The organism is Pseudomonas sp. SYWMCR5 (genome assembly GCF_057197165.1).
This window is the reverse complement of sequence record NZ_JBXUNH010000001.1, coordinates 707,689-725,289: the sequence shown is the minus strand read 5'-3', so window position 1 is coordinate 725,289 and position 17,601 is coordinate 707,689. Positions and strand designations below refer to the sequence as shown.

20 protein-coding genes are annotated in these 17,601 nt (G+C 63.1%); 18 read left to right on the top strand and 2 right to left on the bottom strand.

Annotated elements, in window-relative coordinates:
- Positions 1-2: 2 nt before the first annotated feature.
- Together fdxA and mutS are read right to left on the bottom strand one after the other, a co-directional pair.
- Positions 3-326 (bottom strand): ferredoxin FdxA, encoded by a 324-nt coding sequence (gene fdxA / locus AC2CGW_RS03460; protein WP_012315871.1) that lies wholly within the window; start codon positions 324-326, stop codon positions 3-5.
- A gap of 136 nt (positions 327-462) precedes the next feature.
- Positions 463-3,033: a DNA mismatch repair protein MutS gene (gene mutS, locus AC2CGW_RS03455; protein ID WP_484573547.1), complete on the bottom strand. Its 2,571-nt coding sequence runs from the start codon at positions 3,031-3,033 to the stop codon at positions 463-465.
- 147 nt (positions 3,034-3,180) lie between these two features.
- On the opposite strand from mutS, the gene AC2CGW_RS03450 reads away from it, so the two are divergent.
- The 18 genes from AC2CGW_RS03450 (at position 3,181) to AC2CGW_RS03365 (ending at position 17,595) form a co-directional block, all read left to right on the top strand.
- A complete protein-coding gene (locus AC2CGW_RS03450; protein ID WP_484573546.1) occupies positions 3,181-3,621 on the top strand; it encodes a hypothetical protein in 441 nt (146 codons plus the stop codon).
- Between the two features lie 64 nt (positions 3,622-3,685).
- Positions 3,686-4,420 (top strand): LexA family transcriptional regulator, encoded by a 735-nt coding sequence (locus AC2CGW_RS03445; RefSeq protein ID WP_054891094.1) that lies wholly within the window; start codon positions 3,686-3,688, stop codon positions 4,418-4,420.
- A gap of 540 nt (positions 4,421-4,960) precedes the next feature.
- On the top strand, positions 4,961-5,284 hold the full coding sequence (locus AC2CGW_RS03440) for a phage holin family protein (protein WP_054891048.1): 324 nt from the start codon (positions 4,961-4,963) through the stop codon (positions 5,282-5,284).
- An 11-nt stretch (positions 5,285-5,295) separates the two neighbouring features.
- Entirely contained in the window at positions 5,296-5,793 is a 498-nt protein-coding gene (locus AC2CGW_RS03435; RefSeq protein ID WP_186667214.1) for a hypothetical protein, read from the top strand.
- A complete protein-coding gene (locus tag AC2CGW_RS03430; RefSeq protein ID WP_484573545.1) occupies positions 5,790-6,350 on the top strand; it encodes a phage baseplate assembly protein V in 561 nt (186 codons plus the stop codon). Before AC2CGW_RS03435 ends, AC2CGW_RS03430 begins: the two co-directional genes overlap by 4 nt.
- Positions 6,351-6,438: 88 nt before the next feature.
- A complete protein-coding gene (locus AC2CGW_RS03425) occupies positions 6,439-6,765 on the top strand; it encodes a GPW/gp25 family protein (RefSeq protein ID WP_186667212.1) in 327 nt (108 codons plus the stop codon).
- Complete coding sequence (locus AC2CGW_RS03420) at positions 6,762-7,643, top strand: baseplate assembly protein (RefSeq protein WP_484573544.1); 882 nt, start codon at positions 6,762-6,764, stop codon at positions 7,641-7,643. The genes AC2CGW_RS03425 and AC2CGW_RS03420 overlap by 4 nt, the downstream gene beginning before the upstream one ends.
- Position 7,644: 1 nt before the next feature.
- On the top strand, positions 7,645-8,253 hold the full coding sequence (locus AC2CGW_RS03415; RefSeq protein ID WP_484573543.1) for a phage tail protein I: 609 nt from the start codon (positions 7,645-7,647) through the stop codon (positions 8,251-8,253).
- Entirely contained in the window at positions 8,246-10,222 is a 1,977-nt protein-coding gene (locus AC2CGW_RS03410) for a phage tail protein (RefSeq protein ID WP_186667209.1), read from the top strand. Before AC2CGW_RS03415 ends, AC2CGW_RS03410 begins: the two co-directional genes overlap by 8 nt.
- A gap of 12 nt (positions 10,223-10,234) precedes the next feature.
- Positions 10,235-10,630, top strand: coding sequence for a phage tail assembly chaperone (locus AC2CGW_RS03405; protein WP_484573542.1), 396 nt, complete (start codon positions 10,235-10,237; stop codon positions 10,628-10,630).
- A gap of 80 nt (positions 10,631-10,710) precedes the next feature.
- Positions 10,711-11,877 carry a phage tail sheath subtilisin-like domain-containing protein gene (locus tag AC2CGW_RS03400; RefSeq protein WP_484573541.1) on the top strand — a complete coding sequence of 389 codons (1,167 nt, stop codon included), beginning with the start codon at positions 10,711-10,713 and terminating at the stop codon, positions 11,875-11,877.
- A 13-nt stretch (positions 11,878-11,890) separates the two neighbouring features.
- Positions 11,891-12,400, top strand: a complete 510-nt coding sequence (locus AC2CGW_RS03395; RefSeq protein ID WP_065862264.1) for a phage major tail tube protein — start codon at positions 11,891-11,893, stop codon at positions 12,398-12,400.
- Between the two features lie 11 nt (positions 12,401-12,411).
- Positions 12,412-12,714 carry a phage tail assembly protein gene (locus AC2CGW_RS03390; RefSeq protein ID WP_054891038.1) on the top strand — a complete coding sequence of 101 codons (303 nt, stop codon included), beginning with the start codon at positions 12,412-12,414 and terminating at the stop codon, positions 12,712-12,714.
- A gap of 124 nt (positions 12,715-12,838) precedes the next feature.
- A complete protein-coding gene (locus AC2CGW_RS03385) occupies positions 12,839-14,869 on the top strand; it encodes a hypothetical protein (RefSeq protein WP_484573540.1) in 2,031 nt (676 codons plus the stop codon).
- 15 nt (positions 14,870-14,884) lie between these two features.
- Positions 14,885-15,730 (top strand): phage tail protein, encoded by an 846-nt coding sequence (locus tag AC2CGW_RS03380; protein WP_484573539.1) that lies wholly within the window; start codon positions 14,885-14,887, stop codon positions 15,728-15,730.
- Positions 15,705-15,911: a tail protein X gene (locus AC2CGW_RS03375; protein WP_063545897.1), complete on the top strand. Its 207-nt coding sequence runs from the start codon at positions 15,705-15,707 to the stop codon at positions 15,909-15,911. The genes AC2CGW_RS03380 and AC2CGW_RS03375 overlap by 26 nt, the downstream gene beginning before the upstream one ends.
- A gap of 40 nt (positions 15,912-15,951) precedes the next feature.
- Positions 15,952-16,986 (top strand): phage late control D family protein, encoded by a 1,035-nt coding sequence (locus tag AC2CGW_RS03370; RefSeq protein ID WP_484573538.1) that lies wholly within the window; start codon positions 15,952-15,954, stop codon positions 16,984-16,986.
- 24 nt (positions 16,987-17,010) lie between these two features.
- A complete protein-coding gene (locus tag AC2CGW_RS03365) occupies positions 17,011-17,595 on the top strand; it encodes a 2OG-Fe(II) oxygenase (RefSeq protein WP_484573537.1) in 585 nt (194 codons plus the stop codon).
- Positions 17,596-17,601: the final 6 nt, after the last annotated feature.

Sequence of the window (17,601 nt, the reverse complement as noted above, 5' to 3'; positions counted from 1 at the left end):
GGTCAGCGCTCCAGATCAGCGATCTTGCCTGGCTTGCCATCCCACTCTTCAGCGTCCGGCAGGGCATCCTTACGCTCGGTGATGTTCGGCCAGATCTCAGCCAGCTCGGCGTTGAGCTCGAGGAAGTTCTCCATCCCCGCAGGCACTTCGTCCTCCGAGAAAATGGCCTGTGCCGGGCACTCAGGCTCGCACAGCGCACAGTCGATGCACTCGTCCGGGTGAATGACCAGGAAGTTCGGGCCTTCGTAGAAGCAGTCCACCGGACAGACTTCCACGCAGTCGGTGTACTTGCATTTGATGCAGTTGTCGGTGACGACGAAGGTCATTTCTAATTTTCTCCTCAGGCGACGGCAGCGTGCCCTTCCTTCCAGGGCAGCGCGGTTCACGTTGGCTGCAGGCCAGGCTAATAACCTGCAGCTCCGGCAAACCGCGGCGGATTCTACCAGCTTGCGCGGCTGGCCGTTATAACAGGTTCTTCAGTTGATATAGCATTTCGATAGCTTGACGCGGTGTCATGTCGTCCAACGCCAGCTTGCCCAGCTTCTCGATGGCCGGGTGTGGCAGGCTGGCGAACAGGTCGCTCTGGTGTGGCACCTGCGGTTCGCCCTTGGCCTTGGTCACCGGCGCCTCGTGGGGCAGGCTGGCCTTTTCCAGGCGGCCGAGGTGCTCACGGGCGCGCAGGATGACTTGCGACGGCACGCCCGCCAGTTGCGCCACCGCCAGGCCATAACTCTGGCTGGCAGGGCCTGGCAGCACATGGTGCAGGAACACGATGCGCTCGTTGTGCTCGGTGGCGTTCAGGTGCACGTTGGCCACCAGTGGCTCGCTCTCCGGCAGTACGGTCAACTCGAAGTAGTGGGTGGCGAACAGGGTGTAGGCGCGCAACTGTGCGAGACGTTCGGCGGCGGCCCAGGCCAGCGACAGGCCGTCGAAGGTACTGGTGCCGCGGCCGACCTCGTCCATCAGCACCAGGCTGCGATCGGTGGCATTGTGCAGGATGTTCGCGGTTTCGCTCATCTCTACCATGAAGGTCGAGCGGCCGCCGGCCAGGTCGTCGCTGGAACCGATGCGGGTGAAGATGCGGTCCACCAGCGACAGCTCACAGCGCGCTGCAGGCACGAAGCTGCCGATATGCGCCATCAGTACGATCAATGCAGTCTGGCGCATGTAGGTAGATTTACCGCCCATGTTCGGGCCGGTAATGATCAGCATGCTGGTGCTGTTGTCCAGGCCCAGGTCGTTGGCCACGAACGGCGTGGTCAGCACCTGCTCGACCACCGGATGGCGGCCCTGCTCGATACGCAGGCACGGCTCGTCGACGAAGCTTGGGCAGTTCAGGTCCAAGGTCAGGGCTCGCTCGGCGAGGTTGCTCAGCACGTCCAGCTCGGCCAGGGCCGCAGCGCTGTCCTGCAACGGCGCAAGGTGGCTGATCAAGGTCTCGAGCAGCGCGTCGTAGAGCATTTTCTCCCGGGCCAGGGCGCGACTCTTGGCCGACAAAGCCTTGTCTTCGAACGCCTTGAGTTCAGGCGTGATGAAGCGCTCGGCGCCCTTGAGCGTCTGGCGGCGGATGTAGTCGCCCGGCGCTTGCTCGGCCTGTTTGGTTGGCAACTCGATGAAATAGCCGTGCACACGGTTGTAGCCAACCTTGAGGTTGGCAAGCCCGGTACGGGCTTTTTCACGGGCTTCGAGGTCGATCAGGAACTGACCGGCGTTCTCGCTCATGGCCAGCAGTTCGTCGAGTTCGCTGTCGTACCCGGTCTTGAGCACGCCACCGTCGCGGATCACCGCAGGTGGGTTGTCGATGATTGCTCGCTCCAGCAGGCTGGCCAGCTCCGGGTAGGTGCCGGTGATGGCCGCCAGGCGGGCCAGGTGGGGCGCTTCGAGCTCGGCCATGGCGTTCTGCAGTTCGGGCAGGGCGCCAAGGGCATCGCGCAGGCGCGCCAGATCACGTGGGCGAGCGTTACGCAGGCCGATGCGGGCGAGAATCCGCTCGATATCACCGATTTCCTTGAGCTGCGGCTGCAGCTTCTCGAAACGGTAGCCGTCGAGGAAGCAGCGAATCGAATCCTGACGTGCCTGCAGCACTTTCAGGTCGCGCAGCGGGCGGTTCAGCCAGCGGCTCAGCAGGCGACTGGCCATGGCAGTCTGACAGCGGTCGATGACTGACTGCAGCGTATTGTCGCGGCCGCCGGCCAGGTTGATGTCCAGCTCGAGGTTGCGACGGCTCGCGCCGTCGAGAATCACCGTGTCGTCCATGCGCTCATGGCGCAGGCTGCGCAGGTGCGGCAGGCTGGTGCGCTGGGTTTCCTTGGCGTAGGTCAGCAGGCAGCCGGCGGCGCCGATGGCCAGGGTCAGTTTGTCGCAGCCGAAGCCCTTGAGGTCCTGGGTTGCGAACTGTTGGCACAGGCTCTTGCGCGCCGAGTCACGATCGAAGTCCCACGGCGCCCGACGTCGCGCTCCAGGGCGTTTCTCTGCTGGCAGGCCCTGTGGCCAGTCGTCGGGAATCAGCAGTTCCACCGGGTTGATACGCTCGAGTTCGGCGAGCAGGTTTTCCCAGCCCTTGATCTCCTGCACGGTGAAGCTGCCGCTGGTGATGTCCAGCACCGCGAGGCCGAACAGGCGTTCGTCACCCAGCAGGGCGGCGATCAGGTTGTCGCGGCGCTCGTCGAGCAGCGCCTCGTCGCTGACCGTACCTGGCGTGATGATACGCACCACCTGGCGCTCGACCGGGCCCTTGCTGGTGGCCGGGTCGCCGATCTGCTCGCAGATCACCACCGACTCACCGAGCTTGACCAGTTTGGCCAGGTATCCTTCCAGCGAGTGGAACGGAATCCCGCACATGGGGATCGACTGGCCCGCCGACTGACCGCGCGCGGTCAGGGTGATGTCCAGCAGTTTCGCGGCTTTCTTCGCATCTTCGTAGAAGATTTCGTAGAAGTCGCCCATGCGGTAGAACATCAGCTGGTCTGGGTGCTGGTTTTTCAGCTTCCAGTATTGCTGCATCATCGGGGTGTGTGCGGAGAGATCAGACATTCAGGGCCTTGAAACAGGTGGTCTGGTGGCAATTTCGAAACCGGCAATGGTACAGGCTTTTTTTACCTGCTGCAGGACACAAAGGGCAGGGCATCACTATGATTGGTCGATTTTCCGGGCAGCCCCGAACACCGCGCGAGGAATTCCATGCCAAGGGTGGCGTTTTATCTGATGGTCGCAGGCTTGAGCCTGCCGTTACCGCTCATGGCGGCTGCACAGTGCCCGTTTCCGCAGGGCATGCAGGCCTCGATAGAGGCTTCGCGGCATGTGGTCCAGGCACGGGCTGGCGGGACACCGCGGGAGCAGTTGCTGCTGGGGATACCGGCCAGGCTGGACGAGCCGACCCGCCAGTTGCTGCGCGAGATCGTGGCCGAAGTCTATGACAATGAACCGGTGCAGGCCGATGTGTATGCGGCCTACCGCTTCGAGCACTGTTTCCTGTCGCAGCAGCATGCCGATACGGTCGCTGCAATCCAGTTCAGCGACGCGTTGCCGTTGCTGCGCAAGTGCGAGCAGATCGAGCCCCAGGGCGCGCGTCCGCCTTGTGCGATGCGGGCAGTGCATACGGTGACGGGTATCCCTGAATGATCGCAGGTTCGGGGTGTGTTGCATGCATTTGCATTTCCCATCGATCTGCAGCAATATGCATTTTATGCAAAAGCGCAACGTAGCCACTGTACTCAGAGAACTGCTCGATCGCCACGGCCTGTCCCCGACGGAGCTGCACCGGCGCACGGGCGTACCGCAATCCACCCTGTCTCGGATCCTTAGCGAGAAAATTGTCGATCCATCAGACAAGCATGTCTCCAGAATCGCCGATTACTTCGGCGTGAGCACCGATCAGTTGCGCGGCCGCATAGAGCTGGGGGAGTCCCGCGAGGCGCAGCCCATGCATGGTCATGTGGACCTGAGCGACATCAGCCTGTGGGACGATGAAACCCCCGTCGAGGATGACGAGGTGTCCGTTCCATTTCTTCGAGAGGTCGAATTGGCAGCAGGATCAGGAAGATTCGTCATCGAGGAAAGCGAGCGCGCGCGCCTGCGTTTCGGCAAGCGCAGCCTGCGCCACAATGGTGTGCAGTTCGACCAGGCCAAGTGCGTCACGGTGCGCGGCAACAGCATGCTGCCAGTGCTGCGCGATGGCGCGACGGTCGGCGTCAACACCGGCAAATGTGCCATTGGCGATATCATCGATGGCGATCTCTACGCCATCAACCACAATGGCCAGCTGCGGGTGAAGCAGGTCTATCGCCTGCCCACCGGCATACGCCTGCGCAGCTTCAACCGTGATGAACACCCCGACGAAGACTACAGTTTCCAGCAGATGCAGGAAGAGCAGATCAGCCTGCTCGGGCATGTCTTCTGGTGGGGCATGTACGCACGCTGACCCGCAAATCCGCTGGATAAAAACCCGCTTCGGCGGGTTTTTTCATGCATACGAAGTATCCCCGCCTCTCGTCTTGCATCCCCCGCCGCCTCAAACCATACCGGGCCTACAAATTTTTAGGCTCTCTGAAAAGCCCTACAGGCCATACCCGACAAGGCCTTCATGCATTTAAGCAACTCCTCATGCATAAATATTTTCAAAAATGCATTGACTGCATATGCATCAGTGCATAGCCTGTATCTCAAGCCGGACAGCAACCGGTTGTTACACAGGCAGCGATGAACAGGCCTTGACTGTTCAGAGGGTTGGCAACTGGCCCGGGTGTGCAGCGTAAAGCACCACGATCAGTTATCCGGCGGGCAGGGGGCCGCGGTCGGAGTCACCAATTTGAAGCGGAACCGGCCGGTGTCACCAGATGTGACCGACGGTTCGACAACGCATTACTGAAGGGCCTGCACGGACGGGCCTTTTGGAATGCCGCGTTACACGGCAAGGGATCCACCGGCACTCGTCGGTGGCCATGACACAGGAGACAGGACAGTGACGAACGAGCAACAGGCGTTGCTGGAGATGCCGCTCTGGCTGGTGATCGTCCTGGCATTGCTGGGAGGACTTTCCGGTGAGATGTGGCGGGCCGACAAGGCCGGCGCCCGAGGTTGGTCGCTGCTGCGGCGGCTGGCGCTGCGCTCGGGGGCTTGCATGGTGTGTGGGGTGTCGACAGTGATGCTGCTGTATGCCAGCGGCATGTCGATCTGGAGCGCTAGCGCCTTCGGGTGCCTGACCGCCATGGCGGGGGCCGATGTAGCCATCGGCCTCTATGAACGCTGGGCAGCCAGGCGCCTTGGTTTGAAGGACGAACGATAGGAGTGCGGCACATGAGCGAACTGGCCACCTTGCATGCGGCATTGACCGCAACGATTCGAGAGGCGATTCCGGAACTGGCATCGGTTGATGCCTATACGGAAGCAGGAAATACCCCGGCATTGCCGGCTTTGCGCCATGGCATCGTGCGCATGACTGCCGATGCTGCGCCCAGGGATGGACGCTCGGTGCTGGTCACCACCTTCGAGGCGGACATCACCCCCGATGCCGCCAACCCCGAGGCACGCCTGCAGGGCAGCGTGCTGGCTGCACAACTGATGGACCTGTTGCGCCAGCAGCTATGGGGGCTCGACTTCGTTGAGCCGAGCCGCAACGTACGGGCTTTCTTCGCCGGTGCTGGCTGGCGCGTGCGCTGGGACCAGCCAGTGCTGTTGGGCGAACTGCAATGGCATTGGCCCGACCAGCCGCCGGGCAGCCTCAGGCTGGGCTTCAGTCCAGACACGGGGCCCGGTAATGAAAGCCAGTACATCGCCCCGGAGGACCTGGCATGAGCTATGTCAGTGCCACGCATGACCGCATTCTCGCCACCCTGGTGATTCCCTGCCGCGTGGTGGCGGTGGACTTGGCCGCTGCGCGGGTCAGGGTGTCCGACGGTGGCGGCTGGACCAGCGCCTGGGTGCGCTGGCATGCCCAGGCGGCCGGCAAGGCCCGGCACTGGCGGGCGCCCAGCCTGGGTGAGCAGGGCGTGTTGCTCAGCCCCAGTGGCGAACCGGCGCAAGGTACTTTTTTTGCCGGGCTGTATGGCAATGCCGGCCTCCCGCCAGACAACCGCGAGCATGCCGAGGTCTGGCGCTTCGATGACGGCGGTTCGCTGACCTACGACTGGCAGGCCCGGCGCTATGACATCGAACTACCCAGCGGCAACGCGCGCATCAAGGTCGGTGCCAGCACCCTGGTGGTCAGTGATGGCGCGATCACACTCGAGGCCTCGAGCATCACCCTGACCGGCAAGGTCACGGTCAACGGCCCGCTGACTGTCAGCGGCGACATCAACGGCGGCGGGCGGATCATCGATACCGCCGGCAACACGCCCAACCACAAACACTGAACCCAGCCCGCCATCGCGGGCATTTTTAATGCCAGGAGAACGCAATGGATACCCATCAACGCGCCCGGGATTTTCCGGGAGACGCGTCATGATCGGCCTGGACCGTCGCACCGGCCTGCCATTGGCCGGGATCGCTCACCTGCGCCAATCCATCGAGGACATCCTTACCACCCCACTGGGCAGCCGTCGCATGCGCCCGGAATACGGCAGCCAGTTGCGCCGCTATGTCGACCTGCCCGTCAACGAAGGCTGGAAGAGTGCGGTACAGGCAGAGGTCGCTCGCGCCCTTGGGCGCTGGGAGCCGCGCTTGCAACTGGAGCGGGTGAAGGTCGTGGCCGTGCTGGACGGCCAGGTCAGCCTGGCCCTGAGCGGCCGTTATCTGGGCGATGACGCCCTGGTGGAGGTGAGCGTATGAGTCAGGTAGACCTGTCCAAACTGCCCGCCCCGCAACTGCTCGAGGATCTGGATTTCGAAGCGCTGTACGAAGCCGACCTCGAGACCTTTCGTGCACATATGGGCGATGGCTGGACGGCACAGTTGGAAAGCGATCCGGTCACCAAGCTGCTCGAGGTCGGCGCCTACCGAAAGCTGCTCAACCGGGCACGCATCAATGATGCTGCGAAGGCCTTGCTGCTCGCCTATGCCCAGGGTCGCGACCTTGACCAACTGGCGGCCAACGTTTCGTTGCAGCGCCTGGTGATCCAGGCTGCCGACCCGACCACCGTTCCGCCCATCGAGGCGATTCTCGAATCCGACGACGCCCTGCGCGAGCGTGTGCAACTGGTCTATGAAGGCCTGACCACCGCCGGCCCGCGCAACAGTTACATCCTCCACGCCCGCAACGCCTCGGGACGGGTCGCCGACGCGACCGCCGAAAGCCCGTCGCCGGCGGTGGTCGATGTCACGGTGCTGAGCATCGATGACGACGGTGTCGCGCCCCAGGCGCTGCTTGACGAGGTCAACGCCTACCTCAACGACGAGGACATCCGCCCGGTTGCCGACCGGGTCAATGTGCGCAGCGCCCAGGTGCTGCCATACCGGATCGATGCCGTGTTGCACATGGCCGACAACGGCCCCGAGTACGAGGCCATCCTCAGCGAGTGCCGGCGTCGTTTGCAGGCCTGGATCAACCCGCGGCGCCGCCTGGGTGTCGAGGTCGCCCGCTCTGGCATCGACGCCCAGTTGCACATCGACGGCGTCAGTCGCGTCGAGCTGATCGACTGGACCGACATCCGCCCGAGCAAGGCCCAGGCAGCCTGGTGCACAGGCTTCGACCTCAAGCGCGGAGGCTGACATGCGAAGCCTTCTGCCGCTCAACCGCACCCCGCTGGAGCGGGCCATCGAAACGGCTGGCGACGAAGACCTCAAGGTCACCCTGCGCCAGCTCTACAACCCCGACACTTGCCCCGCGCACCTGCTCTACCAGCTGGCCTGGGCCTGGTCGGTGGATCGCTGGGACGACAGCTGGAGCGACTCCGTCAAGCGCTCGGTGATCCGCTCAGCATTCTTCGTCCACGCCCACAAAGGCACCCTCGGCGCCCTCAGGCGGGTGGTCGAGCCGTTCGGCTACCTCATCGAGGTGGAGGAGTGGTGGCAGGCGCAGCCTGCCGGGGTGCCGGGGACCTTTGCGCTGAAGATCGGCGTCGAGAACTCGGGCATCAGCGAGCAGACCTACAACGAACTGTCGGCCCTGATCGACGACGCTCGTCCCGTCAGCCGGCACATGACCGGCATGGTGATCAGCCTGGAAAGCAACGGTGCCTTCCATCTTGGCTGCGCGCTCCAGGAAGGCGACGAGCTCGATATCTACCCACCGGCACCGCGTGACATCGACGTCGATGGCGTCATCGGGCGCGGCGGCCGAGAACACACAATCGATACCTTGGACATTGCACATGGTTGACCAGACTTCTCAGTTCTACGCCATCCTCACCAATGTGGGCGCGGCGAAGCAGGCCAATGCGGATGCCTTGGGCATTCCGTGGAAAATAACCCAGATGGGCGTGGGCGACGCCAACGGCACCGACCCGACCCCCAACGCCACCCAGACCAGCCTGATCAACGAATGGCGCCGCGCGCCGTTGAACCAGCTCAAGGTGGATGACAAGAATAGCGCGGTGATCGTCGCCGAGCAGGTGATCCCTGCCGAGGTTGGCGGGCGCTGGATCCGTGAGATCGCGCTATATGACGCCGACGGCGACATGATCGCGGTGGCCAATTGCGCTCCGACCTACAAGCCGCTGCTCAGCCAGGGCTCGGGCCGTACTCAGGTGGTGCGGATGAACCTGATCGTCAGCAGCGCCAGTAATGTGCAGTTGAAGATTGACCCTGCGGTAGTGCTGGCTACCCGAGAGTGGGTCAGCGAGGAGTTGGCCAGGCAGGATTTCAAGCATTCGGTATTGGCGGCAACCACCACCAACATCGCTTTGAGCGGCATTCAGTCCATTGATGGAGTGACCTTGTCTGCGGGCGCGCGCGTGCTGGTGAAGAACCAGACCAATGCCAAGGACAATGGTCTCTACTTGGTTGCGGCGGGCAATTGGGTCCGCAGTCGCGATGCAGACACCGACGCCAAGCTTACCGCCGGCCTGCTGGTGCTGGTCGAGCGCGGCACGGTCAACGGCGACAGTGGCTGGCAGTTGATCAGCGATGGGCCGATCACGGTCGGCGTCAATGCACAGGATTATGAGATGGCGTTCGGTCGTACCGGTGTCGCGCCAGGTCTCTATCGCAGCGTCAGTGTAGACAAATACGGGCGCGTAGTTGCCGCTAATAATCCGTCCACGGTTGCCGGTTATGGCCTCACCGACGTTTACACCATTGCTCAGATAGATCAAGCGCTGGCGTTGAAAGCCAATCTCGCCGATCCGATTCTCACGGGCGCACCCAGGTCGACCACTCCGGCCCGCGGCGATATCAGCACGCGAATTGCGACTACCGATTTCGTCAAAAATGCCGGATTGGCTATGCCTGTGGCCAATGTCGGTGTAGGTGACGGCGTCACGCTTGGTCCCGAGCACGCGGGACGTTACTTGACAATGTCCAAGTCCGGTACGTGGAGTGGAACGATTTTTCTTCCGCCTAGCGGTTTGCAAAGAGGTGACATGTTTGTCATCTCCGTTGGCTCCGGGGAGGGCACACTGACGATCAAGGCGCCATCGGGAACGGGTGGGTATTTGGCGGTTAGCGCCGTCGCTTATCCTTCCCTGACGCTCACGCATCTAGATCCACCACTAGTGATTGTCTGTCTGGGTGACGGTATCTACGGCGTTGTTTCTGGAGGTATGGCCTCAGTCAACAACACGAATCTGCCTCTGCGTGCCCGCGTAGTCTTCCGAGCTCCGGGTGTATTCCAGTGGACTGTCCCTGCGAACGTGACCAAAGTCTTAGCCGAGGTCTGGGGCGCCGGCGGCAGCGGTGCCTTCGGTTCGATGAGTACGGGGGCTGGCGGAGGCGGGGGCGGTGGCATCAGCAAAGGTCTCTTTACTGTAGTTCCCGGCAGCCAGATAACCGTGACGGTCGGCATGGGAGGGACTTCAGTGACCGAGGTGGGCAAGACAGGCGCCCACGGGGGCAGTTCTTCATTTGGCTCGTTCTGCTCGGCCACGGGCGGAGAGGGCGGTGATATTTCCAATGGCGCAGGACGGGGGATGGGAATCGGGGGGGACTACAATGCCTCTTTGGGACACGGTTTTCCTCCCGTGCGTAACCCATACAACAGTGGTGCATGGGGCGGTCAGGGTGGTGGTGGCGAGTCCATCTATGCCGCCTCCGATGCTGCGACGCCGACTCAGCCGGGTATGGGTGGAGCTGGTCGGACTGTAGAACGCTCTCAATCAGGCGCCGATGGGTGCGTAATCATTACCTACTAAACAGGATCATTTATGTGGGCGCTTATAAACGCAGGCACAGTTAAAGAGGTTACATCCATCGACCCCACAGGTCGCTTTCATTCAGAGATGGACTGGCATAGCTGCCACTCGGACGTACAGCCCGGTTGGATATTCATTGAGGGTCAGTTCACGGCCTCTGCGGCAAGTATCGAGGTCTTGGCGGAAATCGAGCGCAGCTGGCGAGACCATGTGCTGGCATCTACCCAATGGTTAATGTCACGCCATCGGGATGAACTCGAGTTAAACGGCTCCTCGACCCTGTCGGCGGCGCAATATGCTGAGCTGTTGAATTTCCGCCAGTACTTACGTAACTGGCCCGCCTCTACGCAATTCCCTCAAACTGCCCAGCGGCCGCGTTCCCCAGACTGGCTTGAGTCGGTGAGCTGACCTCGGCGAATTGAATCATTGCATCACACCTAACCCCGCATCAGCGGGGTTTTTTATTGGAAATCATGGAGATAACCCGAATGAGTGGATTCTTCCACGGCGTCACCGTAACCAACGTAGACACCGGCGCCCGCAACATCGCACTGCCGTCGTCCTCGATCATCGGCCTGGTCGACACCTTCACCGAAGGTGCCGGTGTCACGGCCAAGGCCAACGACCTGGTCCTCATCACCAGCGAGCGTGAAGCCGTGGCCGCCTTCGGCGCCGATGCGGCGATCACCAAGGCCTGCCGCGCCATCTACAGCCGCGCCAAGGCGGTCATCGTCGCCTGCGGCGTGGCCAAGCTCGAAGAGGCGGCCGAACAGGCCGCGGCGATCATCGGCAACGTGCTCGCCGACGGCAAGCGCACCGGCCTGCAGGCACTGCTCGACGGCAAGAGCCGTTTCAACGCCCAGCCGCGCCTGCTGGTCGCGCCCAAGCACAGCGCCACCCTGGCGGTCGGCACCGCGCTGGTGGCACTGGCCGACAAGCTGCGCGGCATCGCCATCATCGACGGCCCTGGCACCACTGACGAAGCCGCGCTCGCCTACGCCAAGAACTTCGGTGCCAAGCGCGCCTTCCTGGTCGATCCGGGCGTGCGCTACTTCGACACCGTCGCCGAGGCCACCGAGGATGCGCCAGGTTCGGCCTGGGTCGCTGGCCTGTTCGCCTTCACCGACCGCGAGTACGGCTTCTGGGCCTCGCCGTCGAACAAGGAGTTCGTCGGTATCACCGGCACCAGCCGCCCGGTGGAGTTCCTCGATGGCGACGACAGCTGCCGCGCCAACCTGCTGAACAACGCCAACATCGCCACCATCATTCGCGATGACGGCTTCCGCCTGTGGGGCAACCGCACCCTGTCCAGCGATCCGAAGTGGGCCTTCGTCACCCGCGTGCGGACCATGGACATCGTCATGGACGCGATCCTCTACGGCCACAAGTGGGCCGTCGATCGCTCCATCACCGCCACCTACGTCAAGGACGTCACCGAGGGCCTGCAGGCCTTCATGCGCGACCTGAAGAACCAGGGCGCGATCATCAACTTCGAGGTCTTCGCCGATCCGGAGTTGAACACCGCCAGCCAACTGGAGCAGGGCAAGGTGTACTGGAACATCCGCTTCACCGACGTACCGCCTGCCGAAAACCCCAATTTCCGCGTCGAAGTCACCAACCAGTGGCTGACCGAAGTCCTCGATTCCGCCGCTTAAGGAGCGCATCTACATGGCAATGATTCCCGAAACCCTGGCCAACCTGAACCTGTTCGTCGACGGTGTGAGCTTCCAGGGCGATGTACCCAGCCTGACCCTGCCCAAGCTGACCCTGAAGATGGAGGAGCATCGTCCCGGTGGCATGGACATGCCGGTCGAGATGGACCTGGGCATGGAGAAACAGGAAGCGGCCTTCACCACCACCGGCGTGCGCCGCGAGTCGCTGAAGTTCTTCGGCCTGGCCGACGGCACGGCCTTCAACGGCACGTTCCGTGGCGCTTTCAAGGGCCTCAAGGGCCAGATCAATCCAGTCATCGTCACCCTGCGCGGCTCGCTCAAGGAAATCGACATGGGCGACTGGAAATCCGGCGACAAGGCCGAGATCAAGCACAGCGTCGCGCTCAGCTACTACAAGCTGGAGGTTGATGGTCGCCTGGTCTACGAGATCGATGCCCTGGGCATGAAGCGGGTGATCGATGGTGTCGACCAACTGGCGGCGCAGCGTACTGCGCTGGGCCTGTAAGGGAGGTGCTCATGGCTCAGGAAAACCGTCAGCCCCAGTGGCTGAACCTTGCAGCCGACCGCGTCACGGTGCGTTTGTCGCGTCCGAGCGAGGCCAATGGCGTTCAGGTCGACAGCCTGACGTTGCGGGCCCCGACGGTGCGTGACATGCGCAACGCCCAGGCCGGCGGCGCCAGCGACGACGAGCAGCGCGAGCTGAACCTCTTCGCCTCGCTGGCCGAAGTCGGCATCAAGGATCTCGAAGGCCTCACCCTGAAGGACTACGGCCGCTTGCAGGCCGGGTATTTTCGCCTGGTGCAGGACGACGAGGTTTGACCCGACCCGGCAGAAGGCCGCCGCAAGGCGGCTGGCCAAGGAGCTGAACTTTTCCGCGAGCGAAATCATGACCATGTCGTTCAGCGACATGGTCTGGTGGCTTTCGGATTGAGAGGATTAACGGATGGCGAACAAATCAGGGATTGCCCTGGGGGAAGCCGTCGCATCTGGCTCGGCTTTCCCTGGCGCGCTCGATGACTATCGCGCCAGGTTTACCGATCATTGGGCGCCTTACGGCAAGGCGCTGCAATCGTTTTCATCACCGCTGGATATCTGGCGACCAGGCCCGTATCCATCGGTCGTGCCACAGCTGTCGAACTGGCAAGGACTCACTCCGGCACTGGAGCACCAGCCGTTACCCTTGGCTGAACAGGGATGGCGCGCATCCAACTCACCCCCGTTCGAGTTGCCCGCTCAGATCGTACATGCGTACCCCCAGCCTCGGCCGCGCGCAGATTCAACTCCCCGGATCAACGCGGATGCACCTGAAGCTCGACAAGGGGTGGTGTCGGGGGAGGGCGAAGCAGTTTCGTCAGCCTCTTCTGATCCCACGCCGAGCCGAGCCACTGCCCGTACCCGAGCAGGGGCTGCGGCCAAGGAGGCTGCCTCTGCAACCAAGTTGGATTTGGGGTTGAAGCTCTTCCACACCGCTTCCACCGCCACCACGGCGAAGGAGCAGGCAGTGGGCTATCTCAGTGCGGTTGGGTCGGCAGTCGGCACAATAGGCGGCAAGGCCTTGGGGGCGGCGGTGCCGCGCTGGGGCACGATGGTCTCGGAGGTGGGCGGCGTTGCCTTCGGTATGGCCGGCGACAAGCTGGGCGCCTGGGCTGGCGAGCGGGTCACGAACCCTGCATCGGCTACAGCCAAGGACAAACCGCCATCAACGCCGGTATCGACTCAGTCGAAACCTGACGCGGATCCTTATTCGACGCTGTCTGGCTCAGTCAGGGACGCGCTTACGACTGCTGCGGTGGTGGGCGGGGGTTATGCCAGCTGGGAGGTACTCAAGCGGCGTTACACCAACCCAGGGGCTGTCGCTGGGACCGCCAAGGGCGTCGCAGAGAACCTCAAGGCATTGAAAATACCCCTTGCTTCGATGTTCATCGAGGCTGGTGCAAAGGCGGCCTATACCTATGGCACGGCGCAAACCCGTGAAGAAAAGTGGAGCGGTTATGGCGGCGCGGCAGGGGGCCTGATTCTTGGTGGCGCCCTGGGTGCCGCCGGATCGTTGCTGGGTCCGATCGGTACCACGATAGGGATGTCGGTCGGCAACTTTGTGGGCGATCAGGTTGGGTCGGCGGTAGGCAAATATTTGGCCACCCAGTACCGAGAGCCTGCCTCCACAGAGCAGCCGGTACGGCGCGGGCTGCCGGCCAAGGCGAGCGGGACGGCAAAGGAGCAGAGCCCGGAGCGTGCCAGGTCGTCAGGACCGCCGTCTCCTCTTCGGCCGGCGGGGCTTATGGCGCAGTTCGCAACCGCCGCAAGCGTTTCATCGCAACGGCGGCCTTCGATGTTGACTAGGCCGAAGCCGGGTTCGACTGCTGACACTGCCGGCATGGACAAGGCTCTCGTGAGGGATCTGTTGAGACGTCCTGTGGATGAGGGGAGGGCGCCAAGTGCGGCGGCCAAGCACCGGGTTGCAGGCGCCATCGCTGAGCCTCGTGCATGGCCTCCGGCGATTCCTGGTCTTTCGTTGGTCCCCGGTATCGTGCCTTCTCCCAGATTCGAAAGTCCTGGTGCCAGCGTTGCGCCCGCTGCCATAAAGGTCGAGCTCCCTCGATCGCCTCAGAAGCCGTCAAGGCCGGCTGCTGTACTGGGGTTGCCGAAGGTTGCGGTGCAGGCCTCAGCGTCTGGACGTTCAGCTGTAATGGACAAGCTCGCAGTAGAGGTGCAGATACCAGCCGCGCAGTTGTCGGTGCCGCCGCAAGCCAGCGTCCTGCCAGATGCTCCGCCGCAAGCCCCGGCCCAACCGGTGATTACCAGCGGGGCAGGCCAGCCCTTCAACTTCACCACCAACATCCCCATCACGCTGCAAGGCGCCGCTGTTGCACACGACCAACTCGCCACCGACCTGGAACTGGCTGTGCGCCGGGTACTGGAAGAACGGCAAAGAGCTGATGAAGCGCGTCTGGCAGACCCTCTACGACAATTTTGAACCGGAGGGACATTCATGACCTACCTGGAGCAGTTGCAGGCCGCACTGCATGCACTGGTCAAGGCGGGCGAGGAGGGGCGTCGGCGTGCCGGCGCCATGCTCGACCCGATGAACCAGGCCGTGGACCACGTCAAGGAAGCCGCGGCCGAACTCGAAGCATTGCCCTGGATCGGACCGGCCATCGGCAAGCGCCTGCAACGCACCCTGCGTGCCATCGACTCGGCACAAGGGCGTGTCAACAAAGTGATTGCCCGCTACGACAAGACCGTCGACGAGGTGCGCAAGGTGCAGGAGCGTGTCGAGGTCTTTTCCGAGCACCTGGGCAAGGCCGGCGCGGCGATCCGCAAGGTGGTGGGCGATGCCCGCGCAGTGGCAAGCGGGGTGCTCGTCACCTTCGGCTTCGCACCGCTGACAACGCCGACCGCCGAAGCGATCAAGCCATTTGCGCACCTGCTGGTGTTGCAACCGCTGAAGGCCAATGCCGCACCCTACTACTTCAACCTCGATACCGCAGCGTTCGACCAGTTGCGCCGCCAGACCCGTTTCCGCTGGGCTGCCCAGGAGCGCCTGAGCCGCGACAGCGCGCAGCAGGCAGTCGGCCAGGGCGAGGAGACGATCAGCATCCGTGGTGCGATCTTCCCTGCGTTCAAGGGCGGACTTGGCCAGTTGCAGACCCTGCGCAGCATCGGTCGTCAGTTGCTGCCCCTAAGCCTGACCACCGGTTACGGCGAGGTGCTCGGCAATTGGTGCCTGACCAGTATCGATGAAGACCAGAGCAATCTGTTGGCAGGCGGTATTCCACGCAAACAGGGTTTTTCACTGGAGTTCACCCGCTATGGCGAAGACCTGCAAAACGTCTGACGGCGACCTGCTCGACACCCTCTGCCAGCACTACTACGGCCACCTCAACCGCACGGTCGAAGCCGTACTGGAGGCCAATCAAGGGCTGGCCGACGAAGACCAGCCGCTGCGTGCCGGCGTGATGATCCTGCTGCCCGACCTACCCACTGCGACGGTCAGCAGCGTGCAGCTCTGGGACTGAACGCAGGCTTGTTTCCACACCGACAACGGAGGCATGAGTCATGCAACCCGTCTTCAGCATCAAGGCCGATGGCAAGGACATCACCGCGCTGATCAACGACCGCCTGCTGCTGCTGCGCACCACCGACAAACCCGGCATGGAGTCCGATACGTTCGAGCTGCGCATCGATGCCCGCGACGGCGCCCTGGCCCTGCCGCCTCGCGGCGCGGTGCTGGAGGTGCACCTGGGCTACGCCGGGCAGCCGCTGACGCTGCTGGGGCGCTTCACCGTCGATGAGGTCGAGCTATCCGGGCCGCCGGACACCCTGGTGATCCGCGGCAAGGCCAGCGACCTGTGCGGCAGTGGCAGAACCATCCGCAGCGGCAGTTGGGAGAATGTTCCGCTGCAACGCATCATCGCCGAGATTGGCGCGCGCAACGGCTGGCAGCCGATCTGCCCGGTCACCCTGAACGTGCCGCGTATCGACCAGTACAACGAATCGGACTTCAACTTCATCACCCGTCTGGCTCGTCAGTACGACTGCACCGCCAAGCTCGCCAACGGCCAGCTGTTGGTACTGCCGCGCCAGGGCGGGCAGAGCGCAAGCGGCAAGACGCTGGGGCTGGTGACGCTGCGGCGCAGCGACGTCAGCCAATGGCAATTTCGCCTGGACGACAAGGCCACCCGCAAGGCCGTGCGCACCCGTCACCAGGACAGTGCCAGCGGTGAGCTAAAAGTGGTCGAGCTGGGCAACGACGCAGGCTCCGAGAGCCAGCGTCCTGTCCATACCGACCGCCACCTGTACCCCAATCGCGCCGCCGCCGAACAGGCTGCCCGCGCACGCTTGGCCAGCTTCAACCGCGAGACGGCCAGCGTGCGCCTGGACATGCCCGGGCGCACTGACCTGTTCGTCGAACGCAGCATCGAGGTGAGTGGTTTTGTCGACGGGCTAGACGGCCAGTACCTGATCGACTCGGTCGAGCAAGTGTTCACCGGGTCCGGCTGGCGGACCACCGTGCAGTGCAACGGTGGCAAGACGGGCAAGGCCGGGAACGCGGGGCGTGCAGCGGACAAGGCCGCCACCCTCAAGGCCTAGGCCTTTTCGACAAGGAGTATCTTCATGCAATCGAGTTTCAACCCGGATGCGATCCAGGTGCTGGACGACCTGCTGAGCCCACAGGAGCTGTCCATGCTCGCCCAGCGGCTGGCCGGCCCTGTGTGGCGTTTCGGCTGGGCGCAGCACTACGGCGTATTGGATCGACCGTGCTGGCATGCCTTCATTGCCGGCAGCGCACGCGAACAACGACAGGACTGCGAGCAGGAACTGCGTGAGCGCGCCGGCTGGACGTTCCTGGCCGATTGGTGGGCCGGCTTCAAGGACAGCCATCTGCCGCAGGCAACGTTGCTTGGGGTCTACGCCAATGGCCAGACCAGCGGCCAGGACGGCCCTATCCACCGCGACAACCGCCCGGATGAGCCGGGCAAGACCCTGGTCATGTTCTGCAACGAACACTGGGCTACGGCCTGGGGCGGCGAGCTGCTGTTCTTCAACGCCGCCAAGACCGATGTAATCAAGGCCGTACTGCCCAAGCCCGGGCGAATCGTGCTTTTCGACGGACGCATTCCCCATAGCGCCAGATCGCCCACCGCAAGCTGCAATCGCTTGCTTGTGAGCCTGGCTTTCAAGACCCTCATCAAGGAGTAGATAACC

What these genes read in the sequence shown, in the direction of transcription:
- AC2CGW_RS03365 (WP_484573537.1), top strand. Translation starts at nt 17,011, where the DNA reads ATGCAATCGAGTTTCAACCCGGATGCGATCCAGGTGCTGGACGACCTG.
- AC2CGW_RS03450 (WP_484573546.1), top strand. Translation starts at nt 3,181, where the DNA reads ATGCCAAGGGTGGCGTTTTATCTGATGGTCGCAGGCTTGAGCCTGCCG.
- mutS (WP_484573547.1), bottom strand. Translation starts at nt 3,033, where the DNA reads ATGTCTGATCTCTCCGCACACACCCCGATGATGCAGCAATACTGGAAG.
- fdxA (WP_012315871.1), bottom strand. Translation starts at nt 326, where the DNA reads ATGACCTTCGTCGTCACCGACAACTGCATCAAATGCAAGTACACCGAC.
- AC2CGW_RS03400 (WP_484573541.1), top strand. Translation starts at nt 10,711, where the DNA reads ATGAGTGGATTCTTCCACGGCGTCACCGTAACCAACGTAGACACCGGC.
- AC2CGW_RS03390 (WP_054891038.1), top strand. Translation starts at nt 12,412, where the DNA reads ATGGCTCAGGAAAACCGTCAGCCCCAGTGGCTGAACCTTGCAGCCGAC.
- AC2CGW_RS03415 (WP_484573543.1), top strand. Translation starts at nt 7,645, where the DNA reads ATGCGAAGCCTTCTGCCGCTCAACCGCACCCCGCTGGAGCGGGCCATC.
- AC2CGW_RS03375 (WP_063545897.1), top strand. Translation starts at nt 15,705, where the DNA reads ATGGCGAAGACCTGCAAAACGTCTGACGGCGACCTGCTCGACACCCTC.
- AC2CGW_RS03435 (WP_186667214.1), top strand. Translation starts at nt 5,296, where the DNA reads ATGAGCGAACTGGCCACCTTGCATGCGGCATTGACCGCAACGATTCGA.
- AC2CGW_RS03420 (WP_484573544.1), top strand. Translation starts at nt 6,762, where the DNA reads ATGAGTCAGGTAGACCTGTCCAAACTGCCCGCCCCGCAACTGCTCGAG.
- AC2CGW_RS03380 (WP_484573539.1), top strand. Translation starts at nt 14,885, where the DNA reads ATGACCTACCTGGAGCAGTTGCAGGCCGCACTGCATGCACTGGTCAAG.
- AC2CGW_RS03385 (WP_484573540.1), top strand. Translation starts at nt 12,839, where the DNA reads ATGGCGAACAAATCAGGGATTGCCCTGGGGGAAGCCGTCGCATCTGGC.
- AC2CGW_RS03430 (WP_484573545.1), top strand. Translation starts at nt 5,790, where the DNA reads ATGAGCTATGTCAGTGCCACGCATGACCGCATTCTCGCCACCCTGGTG.
- AC2CGW_RS03405 (WP_484573542.1), top strand. Translation starts at nt 10,235, where the DNA reads ATGTGGGCGCTTATAAACGCAGGCACAGTTAAAGAGGTTACATCCATC.
- AC2CGW_RS03425 (WP_186667212.1), top strand. Translation starts at nt 6,439, where the DNA reads ATGATCGGCCTGGACCGTCGCACCGGCCTGCCATTGGCCGGGATCGCT.
- AC2CGW_RS03395 (WP_065862264.1), top strand. Translation starts at nt 11,891, where the DNA reads ATGGCAATGATTCCCGAAACCCTGGCCAACCTGAACCTGTTCGTCGAC.
- AC2CGW_RS03410 (WP_186667209.1), top strand. Translation starts at nt 8,246, where the DNA reads ATGGTTGACCAGACTTCTCAGTTCTACGCCATCCTCACCAATGTGGGC.
- AC2CGW_RS03445 (WP_054891094.1), top strand. Translation starts at nt 3,686, where the DNA reads ATGCAAAAGCGCAACGTAGCCACTGTACTCAGAGAACTGCTCGATCGC.
- AC2CGW_RS03370 (WP_484573538.1), top strand. Translation starts at nt 15,952, where the DNA reads ATGCAACCCGTCTTCAGCATCAAGGCCGATGGCAAGGACATCACCGCG.